This window comes from Streptomyces sp. JN8 (genome assembly GCF_055808075.1).
The window spans coordinates 3,413,606-3,428,530 of record NZ_CM147852.1 but is presented as its reverse complement, the minus strand read 5'-3'; the positions used below and the strand labels follow the sequence as shown (position 1 = coordinate 3,428,530).

The following is a 14,925-nucleotide window of genomic DNA, read 5'->3' as shown; positions in this document are numbered from 1 at the left end:
GTGACACCCGGGACCCCGGGCGCGTCCGGGACCCCGGAGGCCGACGCCCCGAGGAACGGCAGCGCTGGTGCGGCGGGACGCACGAGCGGCGGCGGTGCTGCGGGGAACGGCAGCGCCGACGCCCCGGCGCCACCTGCCCCTGCCGACGACGCCACGGAGCCCGGCGCCACGGAGCCCGGTACCGCCGGCGCCTCGGCGGACGACACCGCGCCCGGCCCGGCGGCCGTATCGGGTCCGGTCCTCAGCTCCGCGGTCTGGAAGCGGCCCGCGCCCATCCTCACCACCGACACCGCGCGGCCCGAGGGCGGCGGCCGGGCGGCGCCGAGCGACGCCCCGGCGCCCGCCCGTCAGTGGCCCCTGCTGACCGTGCTCGGCCTCGCCGGCATCGGCCTGCTCGTGGTCGGGACGGACGCCTTCGCGCAGTCCTTCCGGATCGGCACGATGCTGGTCGGTGCGGCGCTCCTGGCGGGGGCCGTGCTGCGCCGGATGCTGCCCTCGGTGGGCATGCTCGCCGTCCGGTCCCGTTTCACGGACATGATCACGTATGGGGTGATGGGTGGCCTGATCGTGCTGCTCGCGCTCATGGTGCAGCCGGAACCCTGGCTGAAGATCCCGTTCCTGGAGGACATCCTCCATCTGACGGTCACCTGACGGGCGCCCCGCTTCCCGGCGGCCCCGACGAGCTGTGACGCGGTGCCCGCCCTCTCCCCCGTGGGAGGGCGGGCACCGCTGCGTTCCAGGGTCATGTACGTGCCAAGGTCGGTTCAAGGTCCGGCAGGGCGCTGTGGCACGGAAGTGACCATTCCGGTACCTCGGGTACGCATCCGGGGGCGCGCATCGCCCGAGGACCTGCCATCCTTCGGTGCAGCGGGGGAGACCCGGGAGGCACGGGACAAGGGGGACCGCCATGCCTGGCTGGAAGGCGCTGCCGGAGGAACTCGATCCGGACGTCCGTGCGTTCACGGAACGGCTCCGCCGCCTCATCGAGCGCAGCGGTCTCGGCGTCACTGCCGTCGCCGAGCGCACCGGGCGCGAGCGCTCCGCCTGGGACGCCTATCTGAACGCCCGCCGGCCGGCGCCCCGCAGCGCGGTCGTGGCCCTCGCCGAGGTGACCGGAAGCGATCCGGCGGGCCTCGCGACCGACTGGGAGCGCGCGGAGCGCGCCTGGGCCCGCATCGCTCCGGGGACCGCGGGCGGTGACGGTCGTGCGGCCGGGCCCGTGGACGGGGACGGCGGCCACCGCGATGGCCCCGCCCCGGACCGGACCCTCCAGATCCGCCGCATCGACCGGCCCGACCGGGCAGCGGCCGCCCCGGGCGGCAAGGGGGTCGGCGGTCCGGGCGTTGCCGGTGCCACCGGCGTGGCCCGGGCTTCCGGTGTTCCGGGCCCGGCGGGGGAGGCCCGCGGTCCGGGTGGTCCGGGCTCCACGGCGGAGCCCCCTGCGCCCGCTACCCCCGGCCCCACCAGCGAGCCCCGTGCCCCCGGCTCCGTCGGGGAGGCCCGCACCCCCGGCGCCCACGGCGAGCCCCGCACCCCCGGCGCCCACGGCGCGTCCCGTACCCCCGCCCGCCCGCCGCAGGGGGACCCCGCCTTCACCGCCCCGCGGCCCTCCACCGCCGTTCCCCCGCCCCACCTTCCCGGACCGACGACCGGCGCGGCCCCCGCGCGCACCCCCGACTCCCGCCGCCGCAAGGTCCTGCTCTACGCCACCGGGATCGTCGGCGCGCTGCTCGTCGTCACCGCCGCCCTGCTCCTCGTCGACCTCGGCGGCTCCGAGGGGCCGGGCGGGGGCGACCGGGCGGCCGCCCCGACCACCACCACGGCCCCGCCCACCACCCGGCCCGCCGACCTCCCGCCGGGCGTGCGGTGCGCGGGGAGCGACTGCACGGGCCGTGACCCGGAGGAGATGGGGTGCGGCGGCCCGCTCGCCACGACCGTCGCCCGCGCCGTCGTCGGCGGGGCGCAGGTCGAGGTCCGCCACAGCGAGACCTGCGGCGCGTCCTGGGCCCGGCTCAGCGGCGGCGCGCCCCGGGACACGGTGACGATCCGCGTGGGGGACGCCGAGCGGAGCGCGACCGTCGCCGAGGGCGCCGACACGGTGGCGACGGGGACCGACGCGTACACGCCGATGGTCGCGGTTCCCCCCGGCGCGGCCGCCCAGGCCTGCGGCCTGCTCGCGGACGGCGGCGAAGGCTGCACCACCGGCCCGTGAACGCCCGCGCGGACGGCCCGCGGCGGCCGTGCGGGCGGGCGGCAGTGAGCCGGACCACAAGGGGGTGGGGATTGAGCGGGGCCCGGGTCGGATAGCCTGACCGCTGGATATCTCTTCATGTCGAGACACCGATCGATCAAGAGAGCTATCCCGCACCAGGGGCAGGGACCCCCACCGCCAGCTGTCTTACGGAGATCGCCATGACCCGCACTCCCGTGAATGTCACCGTGACCGGCGCGGCCGGCCAGATCGGCTACGCGCTGCTCTTCCGCATCGCCTCCGGCCACCTGCTCGGCGCGGACGTGCCGGTCAAGCTGCGCCTCCTCGAGATCCCGCAGGGCGTGAAGGCCGCCGAGGGCACCGCCATGGAGCTCGACGACTGCGCCTTCCCGCTGCTCAAGGGCATCGACATCTTCGACGACCCGAACCAGGGCTTCGAGGGCGCCAACGTCGCGCTGCTGGTCGGCGCCCGCCCGCGGACCAAGGGCATGGAGCGCGGTGACCTGCTCGCCGCCAACGGCGGCATCTTCAAGCCGCAGGGCAAGGCCATCAACGACCACGCCGCGGACGACATCAAGGTCCTCGTCGTCGGCAACCCGGCCAACACCAACGCCCTGATCGCCCAGGCCGCGGCCCCGGACGTGCCGGCCGAGCGCTTCACCGCGATGACCCGCCTGGACCACAACCGCGCGCTCTCGCAGCTCGCGGCCAAGACCGGCGCGTCCGTCGAGGACATCAAGCGCCTCACCATCTGGGGCAACCACTCGGCGACCCAGTACCCGGACATCTTCCACGCGGAGATCGCCGGCAAGAACGCCGCCGAGGTCGTCAGCGACGAGGCGTGGCTGGCCGACACCTTCATCCCGACCGTCGCCAAGCGCGGCGCCGCGATCATCGAGGCCCGTGGCGCGTCCTCCGCCGCCTCGGCCGCGAACGCCGCCATCGACCACGTCCACACCTGGGTCAACGGCACCGCCGCGGGCGACTGGACCTCCATGGGCATCCCGTCGGACGGCTCGTACGGCGTCCCGGAGGGTCTCATCTCCTCCTTCCCCGTCACCTGCACCGACGGGAAGTACGAGATCGTCCAGGGCCTGGAGATCAACGACTTCTCGCGCGGCCGCATCGACGCCTCCGTGCAGGAGCTCGCCGAGGAGCGCGACGCGGTCCGCGAGCTCGGCCTCATCTGAGTCCCCGCTCCACGCGCCCGGCGCCCCCGCACCGTACGACCGACCGTACGGCGCGGGGGCGCCGTTCTCGTGCCCGGGGACGGACGCCCGCCGCCGGAGCCGCCCGCCGCGTACGCGCCCGGCGGCGGCGCACGCCGTCAGCGGCCCGTCGCGCCCCCGCGGGGCTTCGCCGCGGCCGCCGTGCCGCTCACGCGCCGCGCGGGGTGTAGTGGCCCGGCGTCATGCGGGTGGACACGGCGATCCGGTTCCAGGCGTTGATGACGACGATCGCGCCGATGACACGGGCGAGCTCGGTCTCGTCGAAGTGCCGCGCGGCGCGGGCGTACACCTCGTCGGGGACGAAGCCGTCCGTGAGGACGGTGACGGCCTCGGTCAGGGCCAGGGCGGCGAGCTCCCGCTCGGTGTAGAAGTGCCGGGACTCCTCCCAGGCGGACAGCTGCACGATCCGCTCGACGGTCTCGCCCTCGGCCAGCGCGTCCTTGGTGTGCATGTCGATGCAGAAGGCGCAGTGGTTGATCTGCGAGGCCCGGATCTTGATCAGGTGGTAGAGGGTCGGGTCGACGTCCTTCGCCGCCGCCGTCTCCAGGCGCAGCATCGCCCGGTAGAACTCGGGGACGCGCTCGGCGAGGGGGAGGCGCGGGGCGTGCTCGGGGGCGTACGCGGTCGGCGCGGCGGTGCCGAGGGTGTCCGTGGGGTGCGTGTGCGTGCTCATGTCCTTCACCGTACGAGCCGGTGGCTCAGGAGTATGGTCCATTCCCATGGCTGACGAGTGGGCCACTTTCGGGGCCGATCTCCACCTCGAACTGCGCGGACCACGGCTGCGGGCCGGGCTCATGGACGCGCTCCGCGAGGCGGTCCGCAGCGGGCGGCTGGCGGCGGGCACCCGGCTGCCGTCCTCCCGCTCGCTCGCGGCCGACCTGGGCATGGCCCGCAACACCGTCGCCGACGCCTACGCCGAACTCGTCGCCGAGGGCTGGCTCACGGCCCGGCAGGGCTCCGGCACCCGGGTCGCCCGCCGCGCCGAACCCCGGCGCCCGGAGGCGCGCCGCCCCGAGCCCCCGCGCGCGCTCCGGCGCGTGGAGCACCGGCCGGGGCCGGTCCCCGTCGGCTCCGCTTCCGGCCGTGCCCTTCCGCGGCCCTCCGCGCCCGCGCACAACCTCAGGGCCGGCACCCCCGACCTGGCGTCCTTCCCGCGCGCCGAATGGCTCAAGGCGTACCGGCGGGCGCTCACCGCAGCCCCCAACGAGGCCTTCGGCTACGGCGATCCGCGCGGCCGGATCGAACTCCGCACCGTCCTCGCCGAGTACCTGGCCCGCGCGCGGGGCGTGTACGCCCGCCCCGAGCGGATCGTCGTCTGCGCGGGCTTCGTGCACGGTCTCATGCTGGTCGGACAGGTGCTGCGGAGCCGCGGTGTCCGGGACGTCGCGGTGGAGTCGTACGGGCTGGGCCTGCACGCGGACCTCCTGACCGGGGCCGGGCTCGGGACCCCGGCGCTGCCGTTCGACGAGCGGGGCACCCTGGTCGGGGAGTCCGGTCCGCTCGCCTCGGCCGGGGCCGTCCTGATGACGGCCGCCCACCAGTTCCCGCTGGGCGGCGCCCTGCCCCCGGACCGGCGCGCGGCGGTCGTGGACTGGGCGCGGGCCTCGGGCGGCTTCGTCCTGGAGGACGACTACGACGGGGAGTTCCGGTACGACCGGCAGCCCGTGGGCGCCCTCCAGGGCCTCGATCCCGAGCGGGTCGTCTATCTCGGGACGGCGAGCAAGTCCCTCGCCCCGGGGCTGCGGCTGGCGTGGATGGTGCTGCCGGAGAGCCTGGTGGGCGAGGTGGTGGCGGCGAAGGGGGCGGTGGACTGGGTGTCCGGCGCGCCGGACCAGCTGGCCTTCGCGGAGTTCCTGGCCTCGGGGGCGTACGACCGGCACGTACGGGCGATGCGGCTGCGCTACCGGCGCCGCCGCGACCAGCTGGTGGCGGCGGTGGCGGCGCACGCGCCGGAGACGAGGGTCAGCGGGATCGCGGCCGGTCTCCACGCCGTCCTGGCCCTGCCGCCCGGCACGGAGCAGGACGTGCTGCGGGCCGCCGCCTGGAACGGCCTCGCGGTCCAGGGCGTGAACCAGTTCCGCCGCCCGACGGTGCCGGCGACCCTGGACGGCCTCGTCGTCGGCTACGGGACACCCCCGGACAGCGGCTGGCAGGGCGCGCTCCAGGCCCTTCTCCGCACGCTTCCGTGAGGACGGGCGCGGGCCCCGCCGCCGCCCCGCGAGCGGTCGGCGGAGCCTCGGCCCGGTCCGGGGAGCGCTCGACGGCCGGGGCGTGGACGGAGGTTCCCCGGGTATGCGCGGTCCTACACGACGAAGCGTCACCGCAGCACCGAGGAAACGGAGTCCAACATGATGATCGTCGGAATCGTCGCGATATGCGTGGTGCTCGCCGTTCTGGCGTTCTTCCTGCCGCGTCTCTCCAAGCACCCCCAGCGCGGCACCCAGAAGACTCTCGGCCTGGGCTCCCGCGCGGGCGGCAAGGCTCCCGGCGTCCTGGGCCGCCTCTTCAGCAAGCCGTTCCGCAGCAGCTCGAAGGCGGTCGGCAAGAGCGGCTCCGCCGGCCGTCGCGCCCGGGGTCACATGCCCTTCTGACCCGCGCCCCTCTCGGCCCGGCCCCGACGTCCGCCGGGGGCCGGGCCGCGGTGCGTCCGCGGGGGACACCGGACCGGATGCGCGCACGGCGTGCGGCCCCCGGCCGGCTCCAGGTCAGCCGGCCCCTTCCGGCGGTTCGCCGAAGCGGGCGAGGGTCAGGGAGCCCGCCACCGCGATCGCGAAGCCGACGACCGCGAGCCAGCCGAGGCCCTCGCGGGTGGTGTCGCCGAGCCAGACCACGCCGATGATCGCGGGGCCGACCGTCTCGCCGAGCACGGCGCCCGCCGTCGCCGTGGTCACCGCACCGCGCTGGAGCGCCGAGGTCAGCAGGACGAACGCGGCGCCGCCGCCCACCAGGAGCGCGTACCAGACCGGATCGGTGAGGTCGATGCCGTCGATCAGCCGCACCGCCACCTCCACCACCCCGAAGCCGAATCCGGCTCCGAGGCCGAGGACCAGGGCGCGGGGCCTCGCCGGCAGCCGTCCGCCGACGGCGCCGAGCAGCAGCACCCCGAAGGCGCTCGCGAGCAGGGCCCAGGGGAGCCACGCGGGCCCGTCCTCGTGGCCCTCCCTGCCGGAGGCGAGGGCCAGCACCGCGAGCCCCGCGCAGACCACGCCGACGGCCGTCCACTCCACCCGGCTGAGCCGCACCCGCAGCAGCCGGGAGGCGATGACCGCCGTGACCGCCAGGCTCGCGGCGAGCGCCGCGCCGACCACGTAGATGGGCAGGGTCCGCAGCGCCACGATCTGCAGGACGAAGCCGAGGCCGTCCATGCCGAGGCCGGCGATGTACCGCCACTGGCGCAGCGCCCGCCACATCAGCGCGAGGTCGACTCCGCCATCGGTCCCCGGCGTCGCGGCGCGGGCCGCCATCGCCTGGAAGACGGAGGCGGCGCCGAAGCAGACGGACGAGGCGAGCGCACAAATCATCCCGAGTAGCACGAAACGACTCTAGGCGGTGAGGCCGGAATCGACCGGCCTACACTGTGCGGTCGCGACTGCGAAGGGGAGGGCCAGGACATGCGGAGGCTGAGGTCGAGCACGGTGGTGCTCGGCGGGATGGGAGTGCTCGCGGCGACGATCACCGCGTGCGGCTCCGACCCGGACAAGCGGTGCGTCGACCCGGTGACCCGGGAGACGCTGCCCAGCTACGAGTGCGACAGCGGTGGCGGCGACGACGACAACGGCAGCAGCGCCCACCGGGGTTCGTACTACTACGGCGGCTCCATACGCGACAACCGCGTGAGCGGCGGCAGCTTCGACAAGAAGGCCGTCGACACCGGCGGCTTCGGCTGCTCCGGTTCCGGCGGCGGCTGAGAGAGGCCCGGCACATGCGACGGCACACGATCGAGCCCCGGCCGGGCTGGCAGGAGACGGTGGAGGAGCAGGGGCTCGTCTACCCGCTGACCCGCTACCCGGACGGTTCGCTGCGCCCGTACTGGGACGAGAGCGCGTACTACGCCTTCACCCTGCCCGAGGTCGAGGCCCTGGAGGAGGTCGTCGAGGAGCTGCACGCGATGTGCCTCGCCGCCGCCGCGCACATCGTCGAGCGGGACCGGTTCGCCGAGCTGGGGATCACCGACCCCAGGCTCGCGTCGCTGGTCGCCGAGTCCTGGCGACGGCGGGCCGAACTGCCCTCCCTCTACGGACGGTTCGACCTCCGCTACGACGGCACCGGGCCGGCCAAGATGCTGGAGTACAACGCCGACACCCCCACCTCGCTCGTCGAGGCCGCCAGCCCGCAGTGGTTCTGGATGGAGGAACGGTTCCCCGGCGCGGACCAGTGGAACTCCCTCCACGAACGGCTCGTCGACGCCTGGCGCAAGCAGGCCCGGCTGCTGCCCCCCGGCCCCCTGCACTTCGCGCACTCGGACGGCGACGAGCTCGGCGAGGACCTGATGACGGTCGCGTACCTGCGCGAGACCGCCCAGCAGGCCGGTCTGGAGACCGAGGCGCTCTCCGTCGAACGGATCGGCTGGGACCGGCTCTCGCGCCGCTTCGTGGACGACCGGCTGCGGTTCATCCGCAGCTGCTTCAAGCTCTACCCGTGGGAGTGGCTGACCACCGACCGCTTCGGCCCGCACGTCCTGGACACCCTCGACAACGGCGGCGGCACCGGTACGACCTGCTGGATCGAGCCCGCCTGGAAGATGCTGCTCTCCAACAAGGCGCTCCTCGCGATCCTGTGGGAGCTGTACCCGGGGCACCCCAACCTGCTGCCCGCCTACCTCGACGGACCGCGGGAACTCGCCGCCACCACCGGCTGGGTCGCCAAGCCGCTGCTCGGCCGCGAGGGCGCCGGCGTCACCCTGCACGAGGCGGGCACCGAACCGTTCGTCCGGGACGGGGAGCCCTGCTGCTACCAGGAGCTGGCCCCGCTGCCCGACTTCGACGGCAACCGGGTCGTGCTCGGCGCGTGGGTCGTCGAGGACGAGGCGGCGGGTCTCGGCATCCGCGAGTCGGCGGACCTGGTCACCGACGAGTACGCCCGCTTCCTCCCGCACGTGATCCTGTAGGGCGCGACGGGGCCCGCTCCGCCTACTCGGGCACGTAGTCCCGCAGCGGAGCCGGGCGCAGGCCGGCGGCCTCGGCGGCCGCCAGGGCCCGGGTCAGGTCCTCCTCCAGGGTCTCGTTGAAGTGCAGCAGGATGATGTCGCCGGCCTTGAGCACCGGCGTCGGCGGGCTCCACTGGCCCCAGGTGGTGAGGTCGTACGTCCAGGTGACGAGTGCCTTCGCCCCGCAGGCGCGGGCCGCGGTCCGGGTCGTCGCGTCGTACACGCCGTACGGCGGGCGGATCAGCCGGGGGCCGTCGCCGAACTGCGCGAGGTGCCGGTCCCGCGCGCCGCAGAACTCCGCCGTCTGGCCCGCGGCGTCCAGGGTGGTCAGGTCCGGGTGGTTGACCGTGTGGTTCTCGACGCGCGAGGGGCCCCCGGCGAGCAGGTCGCGGAAGTACCCGGAGTCGTACGAGTAGGCGCCGGGCAGCAGGAACAGCGAGGCGGGGACCCGGCGGTCGAGCAGCAGCTTCGCGGCGGCGGGGTCGTGGAACCAGCCGTCGTCGATGGTGATGAAGACGACCGGGTCGGTGGTCTCGACGCGCGGGACCACCGGGACGGGCTCGGGCCAGGCCGCCCGCGGGGCGGCGTGCGCGGGTCCCGTGACCGCGCCCAGGAGCGCGAGGGGGACGGCGGCGGCGAGCGCGGCACGCACGGCGTGGCGCAGGCTGAGTCTCGGCATGGCGGCATCATTGGCCTAGACCAACTGCCGTGTCAATGGTCCGGGTTGACCCGCTCCGACCCGTCCCCGCCGTCCCCTCGAACCGGCCGGGCCCGTCACTCCCCGGCCAGGACCCCCCTCAGCTGCTCCAGGCCCCAGTCGAGGTCCTCCTTCGAGATGACCAGCGGCGGGGCGATGCGGATCGTCGACCCGTGGGTGTCCTTCACCAGGACTCCCCGCGCCATCAGCTTCTCCGAGATCTCCCGGCCGGTGCCGTGCGACGGGGCGATGTCCACCCCGGCCCACAGGCCCCGCCCGCGCACCGCCTCGACCGCACCGCCGCCCACGAGCAGCCCCAGTTCGGCGTGCAGGTGCTCGCCCAGCTCCGCCGCCCGCTCCTGGTACTCACCCGTCCGCAGCATCGCCACGACCTCCAGCGCCACCGCGCAGGCCAGCGGGTTCCCGCCGAAGGTCGAGCCGTGCTCACCCGGCCTGAACACCCCGAGCACCTCGCGGTCGGCGACCACCGCCGACACCGGCACCACGCCGCCGCCCAGCGCCTTCCCGAGCACGTACACGTCCGGCACCACGCCCTCGTGCTCGCACGCGAACGTCCGGCCCGTCCGGCCCAGACCCGACTGGATCTCGTCCGCCACGAACAGCACGTTCCGCCGGCGGGTCAGCTCCCGCACCCCCGCGAGGTAGCCGGCCGGCGGGACCAGGACACCCGCCTCGCCCTGGATCGGTTCGAGCAGCACCGCCACCGTGTTCTCGGTGACCGCGGCCTCCATCGCCGTCAGGTCGCCGTACGGGACGATCTCGAACCCCGGTGTGTACGGACCGAAGTGGTCCCGCGCCTCGTGGTCCGTGGAGAAGCTGACGATCGTCGTCGTGCGGCCGTGGAAGTTGTTCGCCGCCACCACGATCTTCGCGTGCCCGTCCGGCACGCCCTTCACCTCGTACCCCCACTTCCGGACGGTCTTCACCGCCGTCTCGATCGCCTCGGCGCCGGTGTTCATGGGCAGCACCGCCTCCTTCCCGCACAGCTCGGCGAGCCGGGTGCAGAACTCGGCGAACCGGTCGTGGTGGAAGGCGCGCGACGTCAGCGTCACCCGCTCCAGCTGGGCCTTCGCGGCGTCGATCAGACGCCGGTTGCCGTGCCCGAAGTTGAGCGCCGAGTAGCCGGCGAGCATGTCGAGATAGCGGCGCCCCTCGACATCGGTCATCCAGGCGCCGTCCGCCGAAGCGACGACGACCGGCAGGGGGTGGTAGTTGTGAGCGCTGTGCGCCTCCGCCGAAGCGATCGCGTCTTGTGTGCTCGACACGGGATCTCCGTTCGTCCTGCGGCTCGGGGGGTGACCCCGACGAGGGGATGTGGCCCCTGTTTCTATCGTCGCTCGGATGCCGGACCGGGAAACCTCGCGCGCGCCGCGCCCGCTACTCTGACCCCACGCACGGCGACTGGCGCGCGGGGAAGCGACCCCGGGGAAGCCGTGCGCGGCAGACCACACGAGACGCCGCCCGCCTGGGCGTCACGGGACCGAAGTCCCGCGTGGCGCCGCGCCTCACGCAGTGCCCCGGGACCCGCCGACGCCCGGAGGACACCGCCATGACCGCATCGCAGCACCCCTACCCGCACCCCGCGCTCGCCGCCGCCGACCCCGAGCTCGCCGCACTCGTCGGCGCCGAGGAACGCCTCCAGGCCGAGACCCTGCGCCTGATCCCCAGCGAGAACTACGTCTCCGCCGCCGTCCTGGAGGCCTCCGGCACCGTCCTCCAGAACAAGTACAGCGAGGGCTACCCCGGCCGCCGCTACTACGAGGGCCAGCAGAACATCGACCAGGTCGAGACCCTCGCCGTCGAGCGCGCCAAGGCCGTCTTCGGCGCCGACCACGCCAACGTCCAGCCCTACTCCGGCTCCCCGGCCAACCTCGCCGTCTACCTCGCCTTCGCCGAGCCCGGCGACACCGTCATGGGCATGGCGCTGCCGATGGGCGGCCACCTCACCCACGGCTGGGGCGTCTCCGCCACCGGCCGGTGGTTCCGCGGCGTCCAGTACGGCGTCCGCCAGGACACCGGCCTCATCGACTTCGACGAGGTCCGCGACCTCGCCCTGAAGGAGCGGCCCAAGGTCATCTTCTGCGGTGGCACCGCGCTGCCCCGCACGATCGACTTCGCCGCCTTCGGCGAGATCGCCCGCGAGGCCGGTGCCGTGCTCGTCGCCGACATCGCCCACATCGCGGGTCTGGTCGCGGGCGGCGCCCACCCGTCCCCCGTCCCGCACGTGGACGTCGTCTCCACGACCACCCACAAGACCCTGCGGGGCCCGCGCGGCGCCATGCTGATGTCCCGCGAGGAGCACGCCAAGGCCCTCGACAAGGCCGTCTTCCCCGGCCTCCAGGGCGGCCCGCACAACCAGACCACCGCCGCCATCGCCGTCGCCCTCCGCGAGGCGTCCCTGCCCTCCTTCCGGGACTACGCCCACGCCGTCGTCGCCAACGCCAAGGCCCTCGCCGCGGCGCTCCTCGCCCGTGGCTTCGACCTGGTCTCCGGCGGCACCGACAACCACCTGGTCCTGATGGACCTCACCCCCAAGCAGGTCCCGGGCAAGACCGCCGCGAAGGCCCTCGACCGGGCGGGCATCGTCGTCAACTACAACACCGTCCCCTACGACCCCCGGAAGCCGTTCGACCCCTCGGGCATCCGCATCGGCACCCCCTCCCTCACCTCCCGCGGGCTCGGCACCGCGCACATGGCCCTGGTCGCCGAATGGATCGACCGCGGTGTCGCGGCCGCCGGCACCGGCGACGAGCAGGCCCTCGCCACGATCCGCGCGGAGGTCGCCGAGCTGCTGACCGCCTTCCCGGCCCCCGGCCTCCCCGTCTGACCGTTCCCCGGCCTCCCCGGCTGCCCGTCCCGGGTATCCCCGACCCGACCCGACCCGACCCGACCCGACCCGACCCGACCCGACCCGACCCGCCCGCGGCCGCGACCCGATGCCGACGTCGTCCGTCTGGCGCCGGGACGTCGGCCGACCGCCCCAGCACGTCGCCGGGGACTCCGTACGTCAGCCGACCCACCCCCAGCACGTCGGCCGGGGCCCCCCTACGCCGGCCGGCCCGCCCCAGAAGGCCGGCCGGCCGACCCCCGGACGTCAGCCGACCGACTCGGCCGTCCGCCGGGCCTCCTCGCGGTCCGGTATCCCCTCCAGCCGGAAGGTGAACGCGCCCCCGCTCCTCGTCCAGAGGAGCGTGGGGCCCGCCGTGCGGACCTCATGCGTCCAGGCCGTGCCCGTCCCGTCGGTCATCGGGAACGTCAGCAGGTGCGGGGCCGCGAACCAGTAGCCCTGCGCCCCGTCCGGGAGATCCACCCACTCCGGCGGCGTCCGCACCTGCTTGGCGAAGCCGAGGTCCAGCCCGGCCGGGAACTCGTCCAGGTGGACCGTCCGCTCCCCGTCGCGCCAGCACAGGCTGATCACCGCCCGGCCCCGCTCGGCCGACCCCGTCACCGTCACGGCGTCCGGCGGGCCGAGTGACCCGGGTATCAGCGGCTCGAAGCCCGCGAGCCGGCCCGCGTCCGCCGGCGGCACCGGCTCCGGGCACCCCGGCACCGGGCCCCCGGCCGGCACCCGCCGCCCGTCCGGCTCGTACCGCACGGCGACCCCGCCGAAGCCGAACCACTCCGCCACCGCCGCCCGCACCGGCGGGGTGAGCACCAGCACGATCAGCACCCCGGTCAGACCCGCCAGCAGCGCCCGCCACCGCGCCCGGGACCACCTCCGCACCGCCCCCCACACGTCCCGCCGGGGACGGACCGGCACCGGCGTCGGGACCTGCTCGGCGAGGAGCCGGGCGAGCACCCGCTCGGCCATCGACTCCCCGTCCACGTCCGGCACCCGCAGCCGCCGCCCCAGCTCCCGCAGCTCGTCCGGCAGACCCTCGTCAGCCACGCCCCCCACCTCCCTCCGGTCCCTCAGGTCCCTCGGCCAGGCTCCCTCCGAGCACCAGCCCCAGCTTCTTCAGCGCCCGGCTCAGCCGGGACTTCACCGTCCCCCGCGGCCAGCCGAGCGCCGCGGCGGTCTCCGTCTCGTCCAGTTCCAGCAGATAGCGGTGGATCACCACCTGCCGGTGGTCCTCGCTCAGGGCGTCGAGCGCGTCCAGGAGGCGTCTGCTCCGCTCCCGCTCCACCGCCGCGACCGCCGGATCCGCCGACTCCGGTATCCGCGGCTCGCCCCCGAGCAGGTCCGCCTCCCGACCGGCGACGGCCCGCTGCCGGCCCGCCGACCGCACTGTGTTCCTGGTCTCATTGACGACGATCCGCAGCAGCCACGGCCGGAACGCCGAGCCCTCCTCGAAGCGCCCCAGCGACCGGTACGCCTTGAAGAAGGCCTGCTGCACCACGTCCTCGGCCTCCGCGCCCGCACCGCACGCCACCGCCGCTCTCAGCGCGACCGCCGTGTGCGCGCGGACCAGCGCCGCGTACGCCTCCGGCTCTCCGGCGCGCACCCGTGCGATGACCGCGGCCTCGTCGTCGACCAGGCCCCCCTCCCGCGTCCTCACACTGTTGATACACCGGCAGTCCGGGATCGGTTCCCACACCTGAGAGAATGATGTGCATGGCCTCTGACGTTCCCCGCGTGCTCTCCGGAATCCAGCCCACGGCAGGCTCGTTCCACCTCGGCAACTACCTCGGCGCCGTCCGCCAGTGGGTCGCCCTCCAGGAGTCCCACGACGCCTTCTACATGGTCGTCGACCTGCACGCGATCACGGTCCCGCAGGACCCCGCCGAGCTGCGCGCCAACACCCGGCTGGCCGCAGCGCAGCTGCTCGCCGCCGGTCTCGACCCCGAGCGCTGCACGCTGTTCGTCCAGAGCCACGTCCCCGAGCACGCCCAGCTCGGCTGGGTCATGAACTGCCTCACCGGCTTCGGCGAGGCCTCCCGCATGACCCAGTTCAAGGACAAGTCCGCCAAGCAGGGCGCCGACCGCGCCACCGTCGGACTCTTCACGTACCCGATCCTCCAGGTCGCCGACATCCTGCTCTACCAGGCCAACCAGGTCCCGGTCGGCGAGGACCAGCGCCAGCACATCGAGCTGACGCGCGACCTCGCGGAGCGCTTCAACGGCCGCTTCGGCGAGACGTTCACGATCCCGGCGCCGTACATCCTGAAGGAGACGGCGAAGATCTACGACCTCCAGGACCCCTCGATCAAGATGAGCAAGTCGGCGTCCACGCCGAAGGGCCTCATCAACCTCCTGGACGACCCGAAGACCACCGCGAAGAAGGTCAAGAGCGCGGTCACCGACACCGACACGGTGATCCGCTTCGACCCGGAGAACAAGGCCGGCGTCTCCAACCTGCTCACGATCATGTCCACGCTCACCTCCACGTCCGTCGAGGATCTGGTGAAGAGCTACGAGGGCAGGATGTACGGCGCGCTGAAGACGGATCTCGCCGAGGTCATGGTGGACTTCGTCACTCCGTTCCGGACCCGCACCCAGGAATACCTGGACGACCCGGAGACGCTGGACTCGGTCCTGGCCAAGGGAGCGGAGAAGGCCCGGGCGGTCGCCGCGCAGACGCTCGCGCAGACGTACGAGCGCATGGGCTTCCTTCCGGCCAAGCACTGAGACCAAGGACCCTGGCCCAAAGGGCGGTGGAGGCCGCACACTGGCGGCTGG

At 74.4% G+C, this 14,925-nt stretch carries 15 protein-coding genes and 1 riboswitch; of the genes, 9 read left to right on the top strand and 6 right to left on the bottom strand.

Annotated features, from left to right (window positions below; all coding sequences use genetic code 11):
* The 3 genes from ACY0MR_RS14790 to ACY0MR_RS14780 all read left to right on the top strand — a co-directional run bounded on the left by ACY0MR_RS14790 (window position 1) and on the right by ACY0MR_RS14780 (window position 3,402).
* Window positions 1–651, top strand: a complete 651-nt coding sequence (locus ACY0MR_RS14790) for a DUF3017 domain-containing protein (RefSeq protein ID WP_404079362.1) — start codon at window positions 1–3, stop codon at window positions 649–651.
* A 256-nt stretch (window positions 652–907) separates the two neighbouring features.
* Entirely contained in the window at window positions 908–2,212 is a 1,305-nt protein-coding gene (locus tag ACY0MR_RS14785; RefSeq protein WP_473561107.1) for a helix-turn-helix domain-containing protein, read from the top strand.
* Between the two features lie 200 nt (window positions 2,213–2,412).
* Window positions 2,413–3,402: a malate dehydrogenase gene (locus ACY0MR_RS14780; protein ID WP_361856764.1), complete on the top strand. Its 990-nt coding sequence runs from the start codon at window positions 2,413–2,415 to the stop codon at window positions 3,400–3,402.
* A gap of 187 nt (window positions 3,403–3,589) precedes the next feature.
* Here the strand turns inward: ACY0MR_RS14780 and ACY0MR_RS14775 are convergent, their stop codons facing one another.
* Complete coding sequence (locus ACY0MR_RS14775) at window positions 3,590–4,114, bottom strand: carboxymuconolactone decarboxylase family protein (RefSeq protein ID WP_392861913.1); 525 nt, start codon at window positions 4,112–4,114, stop codon at window positions 3,590–3,592.
* A 46-nt stretch (window positions 4,115–4,160) separates the two neighbouring features.
* On the opposite strand from ACY0MR_RS14775, the gene pdxR reads away from it, so the two are divergent.
* Both pdxR and ACY0MR_RS14765 read left to right on the top strand, forming a co-directional pair.
* A complete protein-coding gene (gene pdxR, locus ACY0MR_RS14770; RefSeq protein WP_404079356.1) occupies window positions 4,161–5,630 on the top strand; it encodes a MocR-like pyridoxine biosynthesis transcription factor PdxR in 1,470 nt (489 codons plus the stop codon).
* A gap of 159 nt (window positions 5,631–5,789) precedes the next feature.
* Window positions 5,790–6,032: a DUF6411 family protein gene (locus tag ACY0MR_RS14765; protein WP_361856755.1), complete on the top strand. Its 243-nt coding sequence runs from the start codon at window positions 5,790–5,792 to the stop codon at window positions 6,030–6,032.
* A 114-nt stretch (window positions 6,033–6,146) separates the two neighbouring features.
* Here the strand turns inward: ACY0MR_RS14765 and ACY0MR_RS14760 are convergent, their stop codons facing one another.
* Window positions 6,147–6,962 (bottom strand): DMT family protein, encoded by an 816-nt coding sequence (locus ACY0MR_RS14760; protein ID WP_473561104.1) that lies wholly within the window; start codon window positions 6,960–6,962, stop codon window positions 6,147–6,149.
* Between the two features lie 90 nt (window positions 6,963–7,052).
* Here ACY0MR_RS14760 and ACY0MR_RS14755 point away from each other — a divergent pair, with 90 nt between their 5' ends.
* Both ACY0MR_RS14755 and ACY0MR_RS14750 read left to right on the top strand, forming a co-directional pair.
* Entirely contained in the window at window positions 7,053–7,349 is a 297-nt protein-coding gene (locus ACY0MR_RS14755; protein ID WP_473561102.1) for a hypothetical protein, read from the top strand.
* A 14-nt stretch (window positions 7,350–7,363) separates the two neighbouring features.
* Window positions 7,364–8,548, top strand: a complete 1,185-nt coding sequence (locus ACY0MR_RS14750; RefSeq protein ID WP_361856746.1) for a glutathionylspermidine synthase family protein — start codon at window positions 7,364–7,366, stop codon at window positions 8,546–8,548.
* Window positions 8,549–8,570: 22 nt separating this feature from the next.
* Here the strand turns inward: ACY0MR_RS14750 and ACY0MR_RS14745 are convergent, their stop codons facing one another.
* Both ACY0MR_RS14745 and rocD read right to left on the bottom strand, forming a co-directional pair.
* The gene (locus ACY0MR_RS14745) at window positions 8,571–9,266 is read right to left on the bottom strand and encodes a polysaccharide deacetylase family protein (RefSeq protein WP_388792840.1); all 696 of its coding nucleotides are present in this window, start codon (window positions 9,264–9,266) and stop codon (window positions 8,571–8,573) included.
* Between the two features lie 95 nt (window positions 9,267–9,361).
* Complete coding sequence (gene rocD, locus ACY0MR_RS14740) at window positions 9,362–10,570, bottom strand: ornithine--oxo-acid transaminase (RefSeq protein WP_361856740.1); 1,209 nt, start codon at window positions 10,568–10,570, stop codon at window positions 9,362–9,364.
* A 122-nt stretch (window positions 10,571–10,692) separates the two neighbouring features.
* A riboswitch (ZMP/ZTP riboswitch) is annotated at window positions 10,693–10,783 on the top strand.
* Between the two features lie 71 nt (window positions 10,784–10,854).
* Here rocD and ACY0MR_RS14735 point away from each other — a divergent pair.
* Window positions 10,855–12,132 (top strand): serine hydroxymethyltransferase, encoded by a 1,278-nt coding sequence (locus tag ACY0MR_RS14735; protein ID WP_473561099.1) that lies wholly within the window; start codon window positions 10,855–10,857, stop codon window positions 12,130–12,132.
* Window positions 12,133–12,399: 267 nt separating this feature from the next.
* On the opposite strand, the gene ACY0MR_RS14730 is transcribed toward ACY0MR_RS14735, so the two are convergent.
* Both ACY0MR_RS14730 and ACY0MR_RS14725 read right to left on the bottom strand, forming a co-directional pair.
* Window positions 12,400–13,194, bottom strand: coding sequence for a hypothetical protein (locus ACY0MR_RS14730; RefSeq protein ID WP_473561097.1), 795 nt, complete (start codon window positions 13,192–13,194; stop codon window positions 12,400–12,402).
* Window positions 13,187–13,804 (bottom strand): RNA polymerase sigma factor, encoded by a 618-nt coding sequence (locus ACY0MR_RS14725; RefSeq protein ID WP_361856731.1) that lies wholly within the window; start codon window positions 13,802–13,804, stop codon window positions 13,187–13,189. The genes ACY0MR_RS14730 and ACY0MR_RS14725 overlap by 8 nt, the downstream gene beginning before the upstream one ends.
* 56 nt (window positions 13,805–13,860) lie before the next feature.
* On the opposite strand from ACY0MR_RS14725, the gene trpS reads away from it, so the two are divergent.
* Window positions 13,861–14,874 carry a tryptophan--tRNA ligase gene (gene trpS, locus ACY0MR_RS14720; protein ID WP_473561095.1) on the top strand — a complete coding sequence of 338 codons (1,014 nt, stop codon included), beginning with the start codon at window positions 13,861–13,863 and terminating at the stop codon, window positions 14,872–14,874.
* Window positions 14,875–14,925: the final 51 nt, after the last annotated feature.